This is a genomic window from Alteromonas sp. ABM1_013 (assembly GCF_056160505.1).
The window spans coordinates 459,298-475,486 of record NZ_JBSWXH010000003.1 but is presented as its reverse complement, the minus strand read 5'-3'; the positions used below and the strand labels follow the sequence as shown (position 1 = coordinate 475,486).

Annotated in this window: 14 protein-coding genes; 8 read left to right on the top strand and 6 right to left on the bottom strand. The window is 43.5% G+C overall.

The window, feature by feature from the left end:
* Window positions 1–8 precede the first annotated feature (8 nt).
* Window positions 9–611, bottom strand: coding sequence for a thiamine biosynthesis protein ThiC (locus ACXAGK_RS10415; RefSeq protein ID WP_474856196.1), 603 nt, complete (start codon window positions 609–611; stop codon window positions 9–11).
* A gap of 315 nt (window positions 612–926) precedes the next feature.
* On the opposite strand from ACXAGK_RS10415, the gene ACXAGK_RS10410 reads away from it, so the two are divergent.
* The 7 genes from ACXAGK_RS10410 (at window position 927) to ACXAGK_RS10380 (ending at window position 10,389) form a co-directional block, all read left to right on the top strand.
* Window positions 927–1,649 carry an ABC transporter ATP-binding protein gene (locus tag ACXAGK_RS10410; protein ID WP_474807110.1) on the top strand — a complete coding sequence of 241 codons (723 nt, stop codon included), beginning with the start codon at window positions 927–929 and terminating at the stop codon, window positions 1,647–1,649.
* On the top strand, window positions 1,646–3,088 hold the full coding sequence (locus ACXAGK_RS10405; protein WP_474856195.1) for an ABC transporter permease: 1,443 nt from the start codon (window positions 1,646–1,648) through the stop codon (window positions 3,086–3,088). The genes ACXAGK_RS10410 and ACXAGK_RS10405 overlap by 4 nt, the downstream gene beginning before the upstream one ends.
* The gene (locus tag ACXAGK_RS10400; protein WP_474856194.1) at window positions 3,085–4,401 is read left to right on the top strand and encodes a DUF3526 domain-containing protein; all 1,317 of its coding nucleotides are present in this window, start codon (window positions 3,085–3,087) and stop codon (window positions 4,399–4,401) included. Before ACXAGK_RS10405 ends, ACXAGK_RS10400 begins: the two co-directional genes overlap by 4 nt.
* Window positions 4,398–6,593 (top strand): TonB-dependent siderophore receptor, encoded by a 2,196-nt coding sequence (locus ACXAGK_RS10395; protein WP_474856193.1) that lies wholly within the window; start codon window positions 4,398–4,400, stop codon window positions 6,591–6,593. Before ACXAGK_RS10400 ends, ACXAGK_RS10395 begins: the two co-directional genes overlap by 4 nt.
* A 188-nt stretch (window positions 6,594–6,781) precedes the next feature.
* Window positions 6,782–7,834 (top strand): hypothetical protein, encoded by a 1,053-nt coding sequence (locus ACXAGK_RS10390; RefSeq protein WP_474856192.1) that lies wholly within the window; start codon window positions 6,782–6,784, stop codon window positions 7,832–7,834.
* Between the two features lie 9 nt (window positions 7,835–7,843).
* Window positions 7,844–8,350, top strand: coding sequence for a YfiR family protein (locus tag ACXAGK_RS10385; RefSeq protein WP_474856190.1), 507 nt, complete (start codon window positions 7,844–7,846; stop codon window positions 8,348–8,350).
* Window positions 8,350–10,389: a bifunctional diguanylate cyclase/phosphodiesterase gene (locus tag ACXAGK_RS10380; RefSeq protein WP_474856188.1), complete on the top strand. Its 2,040-nt coding sequence runs from the start codon at window positions 8,350–8,352 to the stop codon at window positions 10,387–10,389. Before ACXAGK_RS10385 ends, ACXAGK_RS10380 begins: the two co-directional genes overlap by 1 nt.
* A gap of 173 nt (window positions 10,390–10,562) precedes the next feature.
* Here the strand turns inward: ACXAGK_RS10380 and ACXAGK_RS10375 are convergent, their stop codons facing one another.
* Window positions 10,563–11,789, bottom strand: a complete 1,227-nt coding sequence (locus ACXAGK_RS10375) for a hypothetical protein (protein ID WP_474856186.1) — start codon at window positions 11,787–11,789, stop codon at window positions 10,563–10,565.
* Between the two features lie 246 nt (window positions 11,790–12,035).
* Window positions 12,036–13,004 carry a LysR family transcriptional regulator gene (locus ACXAGK_RS10370; protein WP_474856184.1) on the bottom strand — a complete coding sequence of 323 codons (969 nt, stop codon included), beginning with the start codon at window positions 13,002–13,004 and terminating at the stop codon, window positions 12,036–12,038.
* Between the two features lie 190 nt (window positions 13,005–13,194).
* On the opposite strand from ACXAGK_RS10370, the gene ACXAGK_RS10365 reads away from it, so the two are divergent.
* On the top strand, window positions 13,195–14,025 hold the full coding sequence (locus ACXAGK_RS10365; protein ID WP_474856182.1) for a DUF4437 domain-containing protein: 831 nt from the start codon (window positions 13,195–13,197) through the stop codon (window positions 14,023–14,025).
* On the opposite strand, the gene ACXAGK_RS10360 is transcribed toward ACXAGK_RS10365, so the two are convergent.
* From ACXAGK_RS10360 to ACXAGK_RS10350, 3 genes are read right to left on the bottom strand one after another with little or no spacing between them, the layout of a single operon-like run.
* Window positions 14,003–14,293, bottom strand: coding sequence for a DUF3325 family protein (locus ACXAGK_RS10360; RefSeq protein ID WP_474856181.1), 291 nt, complete (start codon window positions 14,291–14,293; stop codon window positions 14,003–14,005). The two genes, ACXAGK_RS10365 and ACXAGK_RS10360, sit on opposite strands and share 23 nt — an antisense overlap.
* Complete coding sequence (locus ACXAGK_RS10355; protein ID WP_474856179.1) at window positions 14,293–15,888, bottom strand: PepSY-associated TM helix domain-containing protein; 1,596 nt, start codon at window positions 15,886–15,888, stop codon at window positions 14,293–14,295. Before ACXAGK_RS10355 ends, ACXAGK_RS10360 begins: the two co-directional genes overlap by 1 nt.
* Complete coding sequence (locus ACXAGK_RS10350) at window positions 15,885–16,178, bottom strand: hypothetical protein (RefSeq protein ID WP_474856177.1); 294 nt, start codon at window positions 16,176–16,178, stop codon at window positions 15,885–15,887. Before ACXAGK_RS10350 ends, ACXAGK_RS10355 begins: the two co-directional genes overlap by 4 nt.
* Window positions 16,179–16,189 lie beyond the last annotated feature (11 nt).

Below are 16,189 nucleotides of genomic sequence, written 5' to 3'. Positions count from 1 at the left end.
ACTAAGCTCTAGTCTGCTTTGCGGTTTAGGCTTATCAAACAGATAGCCAACAACAAGGTTGCAACCATACCTGAAGCGCCAGCTACACCTGATGGTAGAAAGCCATCACGACCAAATATGATTAATATGGTATTGGCAAACATAGCGACCATGCCAACTATAGCGGTAAGACCACCAATCGCTTTACCACCTTTTACCACGAAGAATAGGCCGAAAACGACGGCTGCTAGTCCTAATAATAGTTTAGCCGCGTAGTAAATCATGAAAGACAAAGACACTACGCCGCCAATTAAAGGCTTAGCACCTTCTACTGCACCAGCAACTTGGCCGAAGGTTGAAAATAACGTTAGGCCAATGCTTACCTGCACTATATTCAGAACGGCGCTAAAAGTAATAGCTGACCAGCCTAGCTGCGCGTTTTTTGCCTGCACCATAGCGGTACTAGCGAAAGCAGCGAGTACGGTAAAAATTACGGCTTCAAATCCCCAGGCATACTGCCTTGAAAAGCTAATTCCGCTACTGTAAAGCGCTGTGAAAACAGCCTGTGTTATTGCTAGTAGGAGTAATAGTGATGCGGTTGCTTGAATAGTGCGCTTATGAGTAAATTCCATTATGGCTCTCTTTTATTTTAAATATGTAAGTAGTATTTATTGATGTTGCTATAAGACAGGTAAAGCAAATTAATAATTTCACTAAATTCGGTAAAAATGGCAAATCATCTATAAAGAGAGGAAACTTAATCTATTGAGATAGCTCACTACCAATCGGCATGTCTTTTTCATTTAAATCTTCAACACTTTTCTACTTAAGCACTGCTTTTTCCTTTAGATTGGTCATTCCACTCTCACTTAAGAGTAAAACGTATTCCCATCTAATTAGTTATAATATAACATTGCTCGCAAATTTCTGTTACAGCACGTTATACAATGCAAACAAATTCAGTAATATGCGCAGACGCGCTTACCGTGCGCGTTGAAAACCGCACGCTTTTAGATAATCTAAACTTCAACGTTGGTAAGGGCGAAGTTTTCGCGCTTTTAGGCGGAAACGGTGCCGGTAAATCTACTACACTTAAAACCTTTTTAGGTTTGATGAAAGCATCTAGCGGTAGCGCTACTGTGTTGGGGCACAACGCCACTACTCACCCTAACGATGTTCAAAAGTCTGTTGCTTACTTACCTGAATCTGTAACGCTTTATGGTCACCTTTCTGGCCTTGAAAATATCCGGTACTTTCTTTCGGTAGCTGGTGTAGAAAAATCAGACGACGACATATTTGCGGCACTTCGCAAAGTGGCGCTTCAAGAAGATTCATGGAATAAGGCGTTATCAAACTACTCAAAAGGTATGCGCCAGAAAACCGCAATTGCCCTTGCTTTACTGCGCAATGCACCAGTGCTGTTTTTAGATGAGCCCACGTCAGGCTTAGATCCTGCCGCTATTGACGAATTTAATGCGTTGGTTTCTGAGCTAGCGGCCAACGGCGCTACCATTTTTATGGTAACTCACGACGTGTATGGTGCTTGCCAAGTCGCTCACCGTATCGTGCTTTTAAGCAACGGTAAGCTAACCGGCTCTTTCGAGCGTGTTGGCGATACGCCTATTGATACTGAAGCGGTACACGCAGCATTTGCAGGGCGCAAAGCATGATATTTAGTGTAGTTAAAACCATTTGTGCAGATCAGTGGCGCTATTGGCTGCGCACGAAAGTCGCTGCTACGGTACTCTTGCTAGGGGCCATACTGACCCTTGCGGCATTGGTTGTGAATGCATTTCACATTGAAGAAGCCGCGCACGCTAGAGAGCACCTTCAAACTGAAGCGGAAGAACGTTTTAAAGCACAGCCTGATAAGCACCCTCATCGCATGGTGCATTATGGTCACTATGTCTTTCGTGCCCCTACTCCATTAAGCGTAATCGAACCTGGGGTAGACACCTACACGGGTAACGCTATTTTCTTAGAAGGGCATCGCCAAAATAGCGCCATGTTTGCAGAGCAGCGACAATCAGCCGGACTTACCCGTTTTAGCAGCTTAACTCCAAGCTTTCTGGCGCTAGTGCTTGCTCCACTGTTTATTATCCTTATTGGTTACGGCAGCGTATCGCGAGAGCGCGAAGCGGGAACACTTACCTTGTTGTTGTCACAAGGAACGACTCGCTGGCAGCTAATGTTAGGTAAGCTATTAGCGTTAATTGCAGCTAGCGGTTTGTTTTTACTCCCTCTGCTTCTGGCCTGCTTGTACGTGGCTTTTTCAAGCGAAAGCGCGCTTGTTGTACTGTTATTTTGTTTAAGTTACGCCGTTTACTTTTTGCTATGGGCGACCGTTGTAACTGCTTGTTCAGCGTTATTTGAGAAAAGTAGCGTTAGCTTCACCATGCTTATTGTTATTTGGATGGTCGCATGTGTGTTACTTCCCCGTCTTGGAAGCAGCGTAGCGACAAACGCCGCCCCCTCGATGGGCAAGCTTGAAGCGGACTTCAAAGTAGAAGAAAAGCTTCGTAGTTTAGGCGATGGTCATGACGTTAACGACCCTGCATTTAAAAAGCTAAAAGAAGATTTATTAGCGAAATACAATGTCGATTCTGTTGACGACCTTCCCGTTAACTTCCGCGGTGTTGTTGCCCAATTTTCTGAAGGCCGACAGGCGCAGGTGCTTAATGAGTTTGCCGAAAGCAGAATGGCAGAAGAGTTAGAACAAGCACATATTGCACGTCAGTTTGGCTGGCTATCCCCTACCGTCGCCGTTCGCTCTATCTCAACACTGTTAGCAGGCACCAGCCTTGAAACCCATCATCGTTTTTTACGTGAAGCTGAGGCTCTGCGTCTTGATTTCGTTCAAGGGCTTAATAAAGTGCATGTTGAAAAGCTGGATTACAAACTCGACATGAACCGCAACGCAAGCGAAGAAGCGGCTGATAAAGCGGTTGTCGGCGCAGACAATTGGGCGTTGCTTTCGGAGTTTAATTTTAAGCCAGAAGCAGCAAGTACACGCATTTCATACGCGCTTATTTACTTTTTACAACTGTTTGTTTGGGTATGCATTACCGCCTTGCTTTTAAAAGCGGCTGTTAGGAGGTTAAACCCATGATGCGTTTTACCGATCTTAAACGTGAAGCTAATTTTGTGTTTGGTCACCGCCAATTAAAGCTTACGTTATTAGTCGTTTTTCTTTTAAGCACGGTGTCTTTGTGGTCGGGTTATGCAGAGATGCAGGAGCAACAAGCCACGATTGAACGCTTGTTAGAAAAAGACCAAGTAGAGCGTGAAGCCGTTATCACTCACCAGTCTAACTTCGGCATGGTTGCTTATTACGCTTTTCACCTGACTTATGCCCCCCCTTCCCCGCTGGCTTTTGCAGCCGTAGGTGAAAGAGATGTATTTCCTTGGAAGCATCGTATACGCATGCTGGCATTAGAAGGGCAAATTTATGAGAGCGATACAGATAACCCAGAGCTTGCGTTTTTAGGGCGTTTCGATTTTGCCTTTGTGACCAGTGTTTTGCTGCCGCTATTTATCATATTGCTACTTTACGATTTAAAGGCGAAAGAACGTGAAGCTCGTCGTTTTGATTTACTCAACGTAACTGCGCGTAATTCACATGCTATATGGACGGCACGAGTAATTGTCACATTGGTTCCTTTAGCCCTTGTTACGCTTGTTCCGTTTGTCGTGTTCGGGTTAATTAATGGTGCATCTTTGGCTTCTATATTAACCGTTTGCGCAATAGTAATAGGTAATATTGCGTTATGGAGTGCCATTGTTCTTGCGATTGGCGCCGCAAAACGTTTTGCAAATTTCAGTGCAACGCATCTTGCCTCTATTATGCTTGGGGTTTGGCTTGTAACAACAGTAGTCGTGCCTGTGACCGGGCATACCGTCATTAATGCAACTGTCGAAACACCTGAGGGTGGCGATATTGTGCTTACCCAACGCGAAGCGGTAAATAGCGCATGGGATAAGCCTATTGAAGACACTTGGACTCCATTCATTGCTACTCACCCGCAGTGGACCGACTACACAACATTTGACCCTGAAAGAGACAGCTCATTTAATTGGAAATGGTACTACGCATTTCAACAAGTGGGCGACCAAACGGCCAGTGACTTGTCGAAAGCCTATCAGGCAGCCACGCTTCAAAAAGACACCATTGCAAGCTACGTAGCCTTGCTTTCGCCGTCTTTGCTTACCCAACGTTTATTATCAAGCGCTGCTGATACTAACGTTGAAGCAATGGTGGGCTACGAAAACAACGTACGTGCTTTTCATAAAGCGCTGCGAGAATTCTATTATTACCACCTTTTTAAAGACCCTGAATTTTCTCAGGAAAGCTTTGAAGCTTTACCACAATTTATACCAAACACTAAAACCTCACACGAAAACCGCACAGGAAAAGAAGAATGAAAACTTGTTGGGTGAAAACATCACTTGCAGCCACTATATCGGCGCTGCTCAGCACATCGGCTTTAGCACAAAGTGAAAATAATCAGGCTGAAGCTGATGTTGAGAAAATTACCGTACACGGTATGCATCGCGCGTATCAAGGGGCTTTTGAATATAAAGAAGTACCTGCTGCAGCACAAGATATAGACTTAGGCTTACTTAGTGATGCCGGTGCAATTAACTTGAATGACGCATTAGACCTGTCAGCATCTGTAGCGCGCCAAAATAATTTTGGCGGCCTGTGGAATAGCTTTGCCATTCGTGGCTTTTCAGGTGACGAAAACTTACCTAGTGGTTTTCTGGTAAACGGTTTTAATGCAGGTCGCGGTTTCGGCGGCCCTCGTGACCTATCAGGCATCGATCACGTAGAAGTACTGAAAGGCCCGAAAGCGGCCCTGTTTGGCCGTGGTGAACCGGGTGGCGCAATTAACTTGGTAACTAAACGTCCTCAGTTTCGTGAAGGTGGTGAAGTTAAAGCCACTTACGGCAGCTGGGAGCAAATGCGTGTTGAAGCTGACGTACAAACCGTTACAGGCGCGTCGGAAAATGTTGGCGTACGACTCGTTGGTTTTTATGAAGACGCGGAAAGTTTTCGCGATACAGTAGAAACCGAACGTTTTGGGTTTTACCCGTCGGTAACCTGGGAAGCGTCGGCAGATACTACAGTAACCTATGAGTTAGAGTACACCGAACAAAAGATTCCGTTTGATCGCGGCGTAGTGGCTATTGACGGCGAGTTGGGCCATCAACCCATTGAAACCTTTACTGGCGATCCGAATGGCGACACTATCGATACCGAAGTTGTAGGTCATCAAATTGAAATTTCTCATAAGCTTGCTGATGACTGGAACTTATTGTTAGGCGCAGGTCTGCGTGATACCACGTTTGAAGGTAATGCCCTTGAGAACAACTTTGGCGGCCGTCAAACGCTATTTATCGACCCAGATCAAGGCTTGTTATCGCGCTTTAAACGCTATCGTAATTTCGAGACAGATTATCTGGTTTTACGTGGCGAAATTGCTGGTGAATTTGAAACTGGCTCACTGACCCATCGCGTAATTATTGGTGCTGACTACGACAAATTTGAAAACGACCAGGTAATTCTGCGCTATCGCCCGCCGTTTTTCTCAAGTGATACTGACATCAACGATTTAGATTTAGATCAGTACCTTGTGGTCGATATATTTAACCCTGATTACACACCCCTTCCCGACGTTGAGCTGTCTGACAATCTAGACCGCTTTGAAGTTCAAAAAGCCTGGGGCGTTTATTTTCAAGATCAGATAAACCTAACCGACAAACTTCAAATTCGTTTAGGTGGCCGTTTTGATAAGTTCGAGCAGGAAATTGATAATCGCTTAGCAAGTCCAGTAAGCACAACCTCGCAAGATGATACCCGTTTCTCGCCGCAAGTGGGTGCCGTTTATGTGTTTAACGACAGTACCAGCGTGTATGCCACCTACGGCGAAGGCTTCCGTCAGTTAACCGGTTCAGACTTTGCGGGTAATCCTTTCGAGCCGAACGAATCAGAATCTGCTGAAATTGGCCTTAAAACCGATTTAACGTCTATGTTCGACAGTGTGCGCGGCGACATCACGCTTTCACTATTTAATATTGAACAAAGCAATATCCTAGTATTTGATGACAGCGAAGAAGCATCAGACGGCTTTTTCTTAACTCCAGCAGGCGAAGCGAGAAGCCGTGGTATCGAGCTAGATATTAACGCTGAATTTGAAAATGATATTTCGCTATGGCTGTCCTACACCTTTGTTGATGCAGAAAGTACAAATGATGCGGCAGATGCTAACTTTGTTGCAGCCATTGAGTCTGGCGACCCGCTCATTAACGTTCCAGAAAACCAGCTTAGTATTCAGCTGAGTAAAGGTTTTTCTTTGGCTGATATGCCAGTGCGCATAGGTTCTGGGCTGTTATATGTTGATGAACGCTTAGGGCAAACCGCCACGGACTTCTACCTACCTAGCTATACTACGGTACGTGCGTTTGCTGAAATAGAGCCAGTTGAAAACCTATCGGTTAAAGTGGCAGTAGATAACCTGTTTGATAAAGAGTTTTACACGAACTCTTTCGCTGATGTGTGGGTTGAGCCCGGTGCACCGCAGCGTTTTAGACTAACGGCTGCCTATCGTTTCTAAGCGCCTACGGCGCTTAGCTATCATTGAAGCTATTTAAGGCACTGCTTTTACGCAGTGCTTTTTTTTAAAACCAATGAATTAAAAGTATATTTTTTCTATACATACACTACAAAAGACTAACTTATTGTCATTAAAAGTTTTCTCGAAATACACTATAATTCACATATTGTTATTCTCGCGGCTTTCAAATGAAATATACCATCCTTTCATCATCTATTTTCCTGGCCTTTTCTGGCTTCGCCATGGCGCAGAGTACACCTTCAGAATTTGCAGAAATGAGCTTTCAAGATTTACTTAATGTAGATATAACTGAAACAGATATCGATACCTCCCCCCGCAAATGGTCGGTGTCTTTGCAATATAAAGTCGCCGAATTTGATGGATACATGATTGACGACAGTGATGTATCTCGAGACGAAGTACTTTTTGTACCCGGTGAAGAAGCGCGAACTGATGAAAATTTTCCTGTACTTCCAACTGTCATAAATCAGTATGCAAAAGTTATTCAAATAGGTTATCAGCTTCAACATGATTTCAAGCTAGGGCTACAGATTCCGTTGATAAGGCAAGAAACTGACCATATCAGCGTAGTGCCAGGTTACGATGAATTTCTAATTTCATCTGAAGGATTAGGAGACGTGGTAGTTACAGGTCACTATGAATACCTATCGAACGAGCAGTACAGCGTATGGGTAAGCGGTGGCATCAGTTTTCCTACTGGCTCTATTGATGAGCAGGGAGACACGCCGCGCGCAGCGGGTGATCAGCAACTTCCCTATACGATGCAATTGGGGTCCGGCACTTTCGACTTACCTTTAGAAATTGGTTATCGTAATAAAGGGGATTATCCTTTCTCTGTTTCACTATCGGCGAGAATACGTACCGGTTCCAACGACCGTGATTATCGCTTAGGCAATAATTATGAACTAAATGGTAAGTACAATTTTGTTTTAGACGAAACAAGCACCCTCTTCACCGGCGCCGAGATAAGTTACGCAGATTCTATACATGGGCAAGACGACGAAATTACCGTAGATGGTGCTTTCCCCTACCCGGCTGGCATAACTAATCCTGATTTATACGGTGGGACAAAAGTAAGGTTATACGCTGGACTGAACTATACGGCTACTGACTGGTTACAAATTCAGATAAATGGCAGTAAACCTGTATATCAGAACCTGAATGGCCCTCAGCCTAAAGAGTTGTGGCGATTTGGCTTTCAATTATCAACGTTGTTCTAAGCAAAAAACGTGACGGCAAAATTGACTCGTTTTTTACAAAAGTTCTCGTGGTTGCTTTTATTGCAGTGCCTTCTTGTTCCCGCAGCATTAGCTGAGCTTCAAAAAGTAGACAAGTTGAAAGCTGCTTATATGTATAACTTTACTAAATTTATCACATGGCCCAAAGGTAACGCTGTTCCCATCTCCTTTTGTATTCATAACGATCGGGAATTAATGACTTTCCTGAAAGCATTAGTGGAATCTAGAGAGCCCAATAGTAAGTCATTGCTTGTTTTAGACAGCGCTGATGCCCAGTCATGCGATATACTGTATTTGACTGAAAGCGATGAACTTTTAGAGCAGCACCTTAGCCATAGTGTAATCATATCTGATATTAATAACGTATTGGTGCTCCCTGCTGTCTTCAGGTTTTATGAAGAAAATCAGAAATTGCGTTTTGAAATTGATGTAGCCGAGGCTGAGCGATTAAATGTAAAAATAAGTGCCAAACTTCTTCGAGTCGCGAGGATCAAGTGATGTTTCGACGTTCCTCGTTCTTTACCAAACAACTTCTAGCCGTCTTAGTCGTTAATTTCTTCTCCTTGTGTTTGGTAGCGGGTCTGCTTTACAACAACTTCGTCGCCGATTACAAAAGTAACTTGGTAGATGTACTAGACAACCAATCTACCCTTCTTGCGTCAGCAGCAAGTACATCAGTTCTATTTAGTGATGTCGACACCACACAAGAATTGCTTGATGCCGCGTCTAAACTACCCGCGATAAAGAGTGCAAAAGTTTATGACTACGCCTATACGGTCATTGCAAGCTACACCATGGGTGACTTTGAGGAAGATATATCTCCTTCAACAGTTAAAGAAGGCGCAACTTTCGGTAAACACCTTATCCATTATCTGAAGCCCATTGAGTTTAACGATGAAGTTATTGGTCATCTCATGCTTACTGCAAGCACCACCTCGTTAGAAGAACAACAGCAGCACGCTATGTATGTCGTATTTGGTGTGCTCACTATAAGCATGCTATTTACTTACCTCTTTCACTGGCGACTTCAAAGGTTTCTATCAAAACCCATTCAACAGCTTATTTCTCTTGTTAAGTTTGTAGGAAGCGAACGTGAATACTCTAAACGCCTTCCTGACAAGAGAGATGATGAACTCGGTGAACTGTTTGGAGGTGTTAACCACATACTAGCCACGGTAGAAAGTCACCAGGCTCAGCTAAAAGCCCAGAACACAGAATTAGAGCGAGTAGTAGAACTGCGCACTAGGCAGCTATATCAAAAAGCGAACTACGATGCCCTTACGCAACTTCCAAACAGACATTTGTTTGTAGAAAAATTAGATGAAGCCGTAAACAAAGCTAATGTCCAAAATACTGCCCTTTCTATTTTATTTCTCGACCTAGATAGGTTCAAACTCATTAACGACACACTAGGTCATGATATCGGCGATGAAGTCCTGATTATTGTTGCGAAAAAGCTAACAGCAATAGTTACAGAAAAAGATTGTGTCTGTCGCTGGGGCGGTGATGAGTTTGTAATCATGCTAGAGGGTGTTGCCGAACATAATGAGCTTGTTGCTTTATCTTCTGAAATTATCGAAAGCCTTAGCCAGCCTATGGCGATAGGTAGCAACCAGCTTCACATTTCAACCAGTATTGGTATTGCACTGCATCAAAGAAATTTGGAAACGGGAATAGAAATATTAAAACATGCAGATACAAGCATGTATCACGCTAAAGAGAAAGGCCCTGGGAACTATAGCTTTTTTAATATTGAAATGCTTGAAGAGTCTTTGGTACGTCTATCTTTAGAAAGTCGAATTCGACAGGCCATTAAACTTGAAGGGGCATTCTCGCTAGTCTATCAGCCCCAGGTTTGTATACGCAGCGATAAAATTATCGGTCTAGAGTCGCTGATACGCTGGAATGACGAGGGCACTGAAATCCCGCCGTCCCAGTTTATACCAGTTGCTGAGGAAGCAGGTTTAATTAATCCTATTACTACTTGGGTACTTTCTGAGGTGTGTAGGCAGATTCGAAACTGGCTAGATGAAGGGCTAAATTTGGTGCCAGTGGCGGTTAATTTGCCTGCAAGCTTTTTGATACAGCTAGACTGTGCAGAGCAAATTAAGGAGGTATTAAGTAAGTATCAAGTCCCACCACATTTACTGGAAGTTGAGCTAACCGAAAACACCTTTATTAGCTCTACAGACTTTGCACTAACGTCGCTTAAAAAGCTGAAAAAAATTGGCCTTAACATTTCCATCGATGATTTTGGTACTGGCTATTCTTGCCTTAGCTACATAGGTACACTTCCTATCGACAAGCTTAAAATTGATGGTAGTTTCGTTTCTCAGTTAGGGCAATCAAGCTCTAATGACGGTATTGTTAACACCATTATAATGCTTGCGAAGAGCTTAGAGTTGACCACTTTGGGCGAGTGCGTAGAAACTAAAGAGCAGCAGCAGGCCCTTGCAGAAATGGGCTGTGACTCTGTCCAAGGTTATTTGCACCATAAACCGCTTAAAAGCAGTGACATAGCGCCCCTGATGCGATAAAACCTATAGATACTATCCGTACCTGAGTAATAGTTATCGAAGCTATCCTCGACTATTGCCTAAAAAGCTTTCAGAAATGCAATATTCTTTTAATTTCAAAATTACAGGCTATAAAATGAAGGCTTACAGGTAGTAAGCCTCTTAATCGCTTTTAAAGCTTATTCACGCTAACCCTATGAAGGTTGAAGCGTTTGCATAGGTTCGATATCGGTTGTGTTGTTTTTGATAAACGACTCAATATCTTTGACTTCTTCTTTACTAAAGCCTAGGCGAGCTCTGATACCCGTTGTTCCGTCAGCATTTTCAATTACAACAAAGTCGTTAACCCCAAGCGTACGTGAAAACACGGTGTGAACTTGCTTGTTGTTGATATCTACGATCTTAACTTTGGTCGACGTTCTGTAAATTGCCATTGGACCAGACTGAGTTTGAACCCAGTTGATTGACCAATAATAGTGGCTGTAGTTTGGCAAACCTAACTTAGTGTAAAGAGACTCTTTAAAATCAACATTTTCACACTTATTGATAGCTGCATTTTGGCGTCTGCAGTTAGAGTGCTCTGCGATTTCTTTGCCGCCTAACCCGACGTCCATAGGTACAGTAGTATTGCCATCGATACTTACGAGTACATAGTCGTCGAACTTATTTAGTCCGAAGGTATTGCCCAACTCTTTAAATGAGTCAAACAAACCACCTACTTTATCGTTTTCGTTACGAGGGTCTTTTTCTAGAAGAATAAAACCGGTAGATGCAGCGTCGCCTTTTTGATGCTCGGCAATGTGGTAGTTATCTAGTAGAGTGATATTTTTAACGCTATCCCCATCAATAAAATAACGGAAAGCTGAACCAGAGCGCCCTACAATAAAACCATCTGACGTAGGTATAACACTATTGCCTGTCGCTTTTTTCCCTGTCACCGTTCGCACTTCAAACTGGCCGCCACGCTTCCACACAGTACCTATTTTTATAGGCGCTTCCGCAGAGTGGGCTTTGTGATACTTAAGCGTAAAAGACCCGTCAAAATTCTCTACAGCATAGGTGAATTCGCCGGTAAACCTATTTCCACCAAAGTTCGCAACCTGCCCTTCGAAGTCGTTAAACATCTGACCATCTATCATGATGCCATCTTTTTTGCGGTAAAAAATGGCAGGGCCGCCCGTAGCATCTACTTTCTGCTTTTGTTCAGAAAGTTCTGCTGCGCTTAGTACGATTTCTGGCTGAGCAACAGGTGCTGCTTGTTGCTGCGCAGGAGCTTGAATTGGCATACCCTGCAGCTTAGCTAAAAACGCTTTTTGCATTTGATTAGCCATAGCTTGTTGTTCAGGGGTGGGAGGTGTGCTTCCACAAGCACTGATAAGCGCGGCGGCGACTAATGATGGAACTAATAGTTTTGCTTTCATGTTTATTCTCTACTTGTGCTTCTAGCCAATTATTTTGTACTGAAGCTTTTTTATGAAAACAAAGGAATGTAGAGGAAGTGATGCAGTGCCAGTGCTACCCTGCACTGTACATGTTCGAACTTTCTGCCTCGCATTCCTTTGCTTAGACTATTAGAAGATATCTAGACTATAAATTCAATCTAGAAATTACGCAAAACGCCTACATTTTAACCACTTAGCATCAGCAATATCCATTGCGCCCTGGTTTTACAGGTTTGCAATATCATTTAAAGCTGGCCATTCATTTTCATTAAGTAAGCCTTTTTCTATAAGCCTGCTTCGACGGTCCTCAATGGCCAATTTCAATTCATCTCTAACTAATCTTACTGCTGGGGTGATCAAATGTCGGCTGGGTAGCATTATCCACATTTCAGTTAATGGCACCTGATACTGATGCAACACCCGCTTTAACTTACCGCTTAACAAATCTTCAGCCACATCAATGGCTGACTTCTTGGCAATACCCATACCGTCAACGCACCATCGCCTAACAATGTCTCCGTCGTTCACGGCGCGGTTACTGCGCACTTTCACCTTAATTCTTTCGCTCTCTTTCACCAATTCCCATGTGTTATGAGTTTGATCGTAAAGTTTATAGAGCAAGGTATTATGCTGAATAAGGTCGTTTGCTGTTAGTGGTTGGCTGTACTTTTCAATGTATTCGGGCGATGCGCAAATAACATGTGGAATGTTGCACACTTTAAAACCATACATTTGTGATTCTTTTACTGCTTCTTTGGTCATTGCACGAAGCGCTACGTCAACACCGTCGCGATAAAAATCTACTCGGCTATCGCTTACATGTAGTCGCAACGAGAGTTCGGGGTTTTTACCTTGTACTTTATTAAGCAGTTCGCGCATTAAATTGCGTCCCATCTCTGAAGACATCGCCATGCGAAGCACCCCATTAACACTTCGCCTTTCCTCTGTAATGAGTGATAAACCCTGCTGGAGCGTGTCTAGCGCCTGTTGAGCCATAGGTAAGTATTGTTCCCCTTCGTGGGATAATCTAATTTTGCGTGTACTCCTTACAAATAGCGCTACGCCAAGCTGCTCTTCTAAACGTTTAATAGCCATGCTTGCAGCAGATGAACTGATATCAAGCTTCTTAGCCGCTGCCGTTATCGAATTGACTTCAGCGACTTTCACAAACACAGAAAGGTCTTCGGTTTTCATTCTTTCCTCACAGGTTTAGCCCACATATGCCTTTTTAAACTTAAAAAGAAAAGGGAAGTGGATCACTTTTATTATCCACATTTTCGGGAAAGTCCTTATCGATTTTGGTCGTTTATTATCCGTTAACCAACGAATAAACTGTCATTAATTCGTTAATGACGTTAGTAGTAAGGATAAACAGGAGCTTTATATGAAACATACTGCATGGCAAAAACTAACCATGGCCTCGCTAATTGTAGGCGCTTGTGCTGCTTTTATACCCAGCGCCTATGCTGAAACCAAGGTGATAACTGCAGAAAATGTTGAGTGGGGCTATTTGAATCCGGCACGGGGTGACAAAAGCCCGGGGGCGGCCGACCTATGGGGAGATAGAACCAAAGACACAGCTACCGGTATGCTAGTGCGATTTAACAAAGGCTTTGAATCGCCGCCACACATTCACAATATCACCTATCGCGGTATTGTTATTGAAGGTGAAATGCATAATGACGACCCAAATGCCGCTAAAATGTGGATGCCAACAGGTTCGTTTTGGACACAACCTGCAGGCGAAGATCACACTACCGCAGCAAATCACAAGACTAACCTCATTTACTTGGAAATTGATGAAGGTCCGTATTTAGTTAAACCCTCAAAAGAACATTTCGACAATGGTGAACGACCAATCAATATTCATGCAGATAATATGGTATGGCTGCAAGAGAGTGAACTGGTCAACATTGCGGCTGAAGGCGTATCCGCCACCTATCTATGGGGCGATACCAATAGTGTTTACGGTACTTTAGTTAAACTGCCAAGCGGCTTTGAAGGCTCAATAACATCTAACGGTGATGAATTTAAGGCCGTAGTAATAAAGGGCAGCCTAAACTATAAGCAAGATAGTAAGGCTAAAGCACTTGCCCTTGATGCGGGAAGCTATATTGAATCATCTACGCCAGCAACACACGAAGTCCGTAACGCGAGTGATGCTGACGCCATCGTTTATGTCAGAAGCTCATCTAAGTATCAAGTAAAGAACTGAAGTACACGGCAATAATCAGGAGGGCTGCACTTAATGTGCAGCACCACCAAACTATCGCAATACTGGTGATTTCGATACTCGTCAAGGCCAGGCATAAGGATGCAATATGTAGCGTCCAGCCTAAAAACTTGGTAAAGGATGAAGAGGGTAATATTCGTAACACCCGCGCTAATATCATACTCTTGCCTGCCTGCTTAGCGTGTTTATTCATTGCTAACATCAAACACAAGAAGCCTAACAGTTGTAGTGTAAAAACCAGCGTTATCATTACTGCTCCTTATTTATGTAAGGGCTAGGCGCAGAGCTTTTTGTGGTCATTTCCCTATTCGTAAAACGTTGGCCTATCCTCTTTGCTGCCCAAAGCAAGATGATACCTGAAACGAAAAATGCAGGAATGAAGCTTAAATAAACGCTATCCAAATATTCGATACTGTTTGCTATTCGGTCTCTAAATAACACGAGTTCTATAGCAACGGCGACAAAACAAAGCCCGCTTGCTAGCGCGAACTGCTCCTTCCAAGCAACTGAAGCTTTTGCTCGCCAAAATGCGTGCACCGCACTTAATGCCCACACCGTGAAAAATGTGTTTATTTCTAATTGGGCGCGACCTGCAACATCGTGCCCTATCAACTTGTTAGCAACAAAAAACGATAGGCTGGCTAATATTAAGCCAGCAACAGCTGTCACATTGCCTTTTTCCACAAGCGCCAACGTAAACGGATTTTGCTTAGCACTTTTTTTCCGCTGAGTGACCCAAATAATATTGCCAGTGGCAATAAGGGCGCTGCCTAAAATGCCTAAACCAAATAGCAACCATCGCATGCCAATAGGAGCAAAATTTGCCTGATGAAGTCCATACAAAATACGTCGTATTTGGGCTGGAACCGTTTCGTCATCGTAACCTTTAAGTGGTTTACCTGTATAGGTCTCAAAAACTAAACGGTCTGCACGGTTTGATACTGTTGTGGCCTTGCTGCGCTCTACGATAATACGGCTATTTTTATAACCAACGCCTTCAACGGTAATTCTTGCTATTGGGTTGGGCTCGCGCCACTGGTTAGCAATTTTTTCTTGTATAAGCGTATAGTTCGGCATAGGGGTTGGCGTGGAGGGCCGCACGTTTGACAAGTGATCGCTACCAATAACTTTTTTATCTAGCTGCAGGCTTGGCAGTGAAGGAATAATCTGGTTGTTTACGCCTCGTTCTCCCCGCTCGAAGTTAACGTTAGCGGTATAGGGCAAATACATAATCGCGTAAATGAAAATGCCGCTTAGGCAAATCATAATACAAAAGGGAATAGTGAGAATTCCGGCAAGGGCATGAAAGTCGGTGGTCCACTTTTGTAGCTTTTGAGAGCGAAGCGTGAAAAAGTCCTTAAAAAACCTGCGGTGTGTATAAATTCCAGTAAAAATAGCAAGCAACATTGCCATTGCGGCGATTCCTGCAATGTACCGCCCGCCATAGCCACGAAGTTGCAATGTGTAGTGAAAATTTCTAAAAAACAAGCCGCCTTTTGTTTCTGTTTCATTTTCTCTTACAGCGAGTTGATTATTGAAGGTCACGGTTTGTCTTTGCTTACCCTCACGCCATTGCACACTCCAAAGTGCAGAACGCTCTGAAGGCAAGGCTATCCGCCACTGTTCAGCTTCACCTGCATGTTCATTTAAATAAGTAAAAGAGTGGGCGAGCATCGATTGCTGACTTTGAGAAATGCTTCCTCGTTCAGGCATCAAGTAGCGCGTTATTTCCGGTGTAAAATAGCTTAACGTGCCAGTAAAAAATATGGCAAAAAGCAACCAGCCGAGTATCACACCTAAATAGGTATGCAGCCAAATCATACTCTTTCTGAATGTAGCTTTCATAATGGGCTGCTTAAAGGTGAAACTAACGGTAGCGCTAAGAAGAGAATGGCAGAAAAAGCAATTAAAGACGCGCACCACTTCTTCGTATTCTTAATAGCAAAGCTTGCGATAAATACAGCAAAAAATACAAAGTAGCTAGCCATACTGCCACTTAGTATTGCCACGCCCTCTTGCTGGTTTAATGTATTGAAAAATATAAAAGCGAAGTAAAAGCTTATTAGCGCAGAAACGGCATAGCCGCCCAAGATAGCGGCTATGCTACGCAGCGCAACGTCTACGTTGTTATTCAATGTGCTTACTC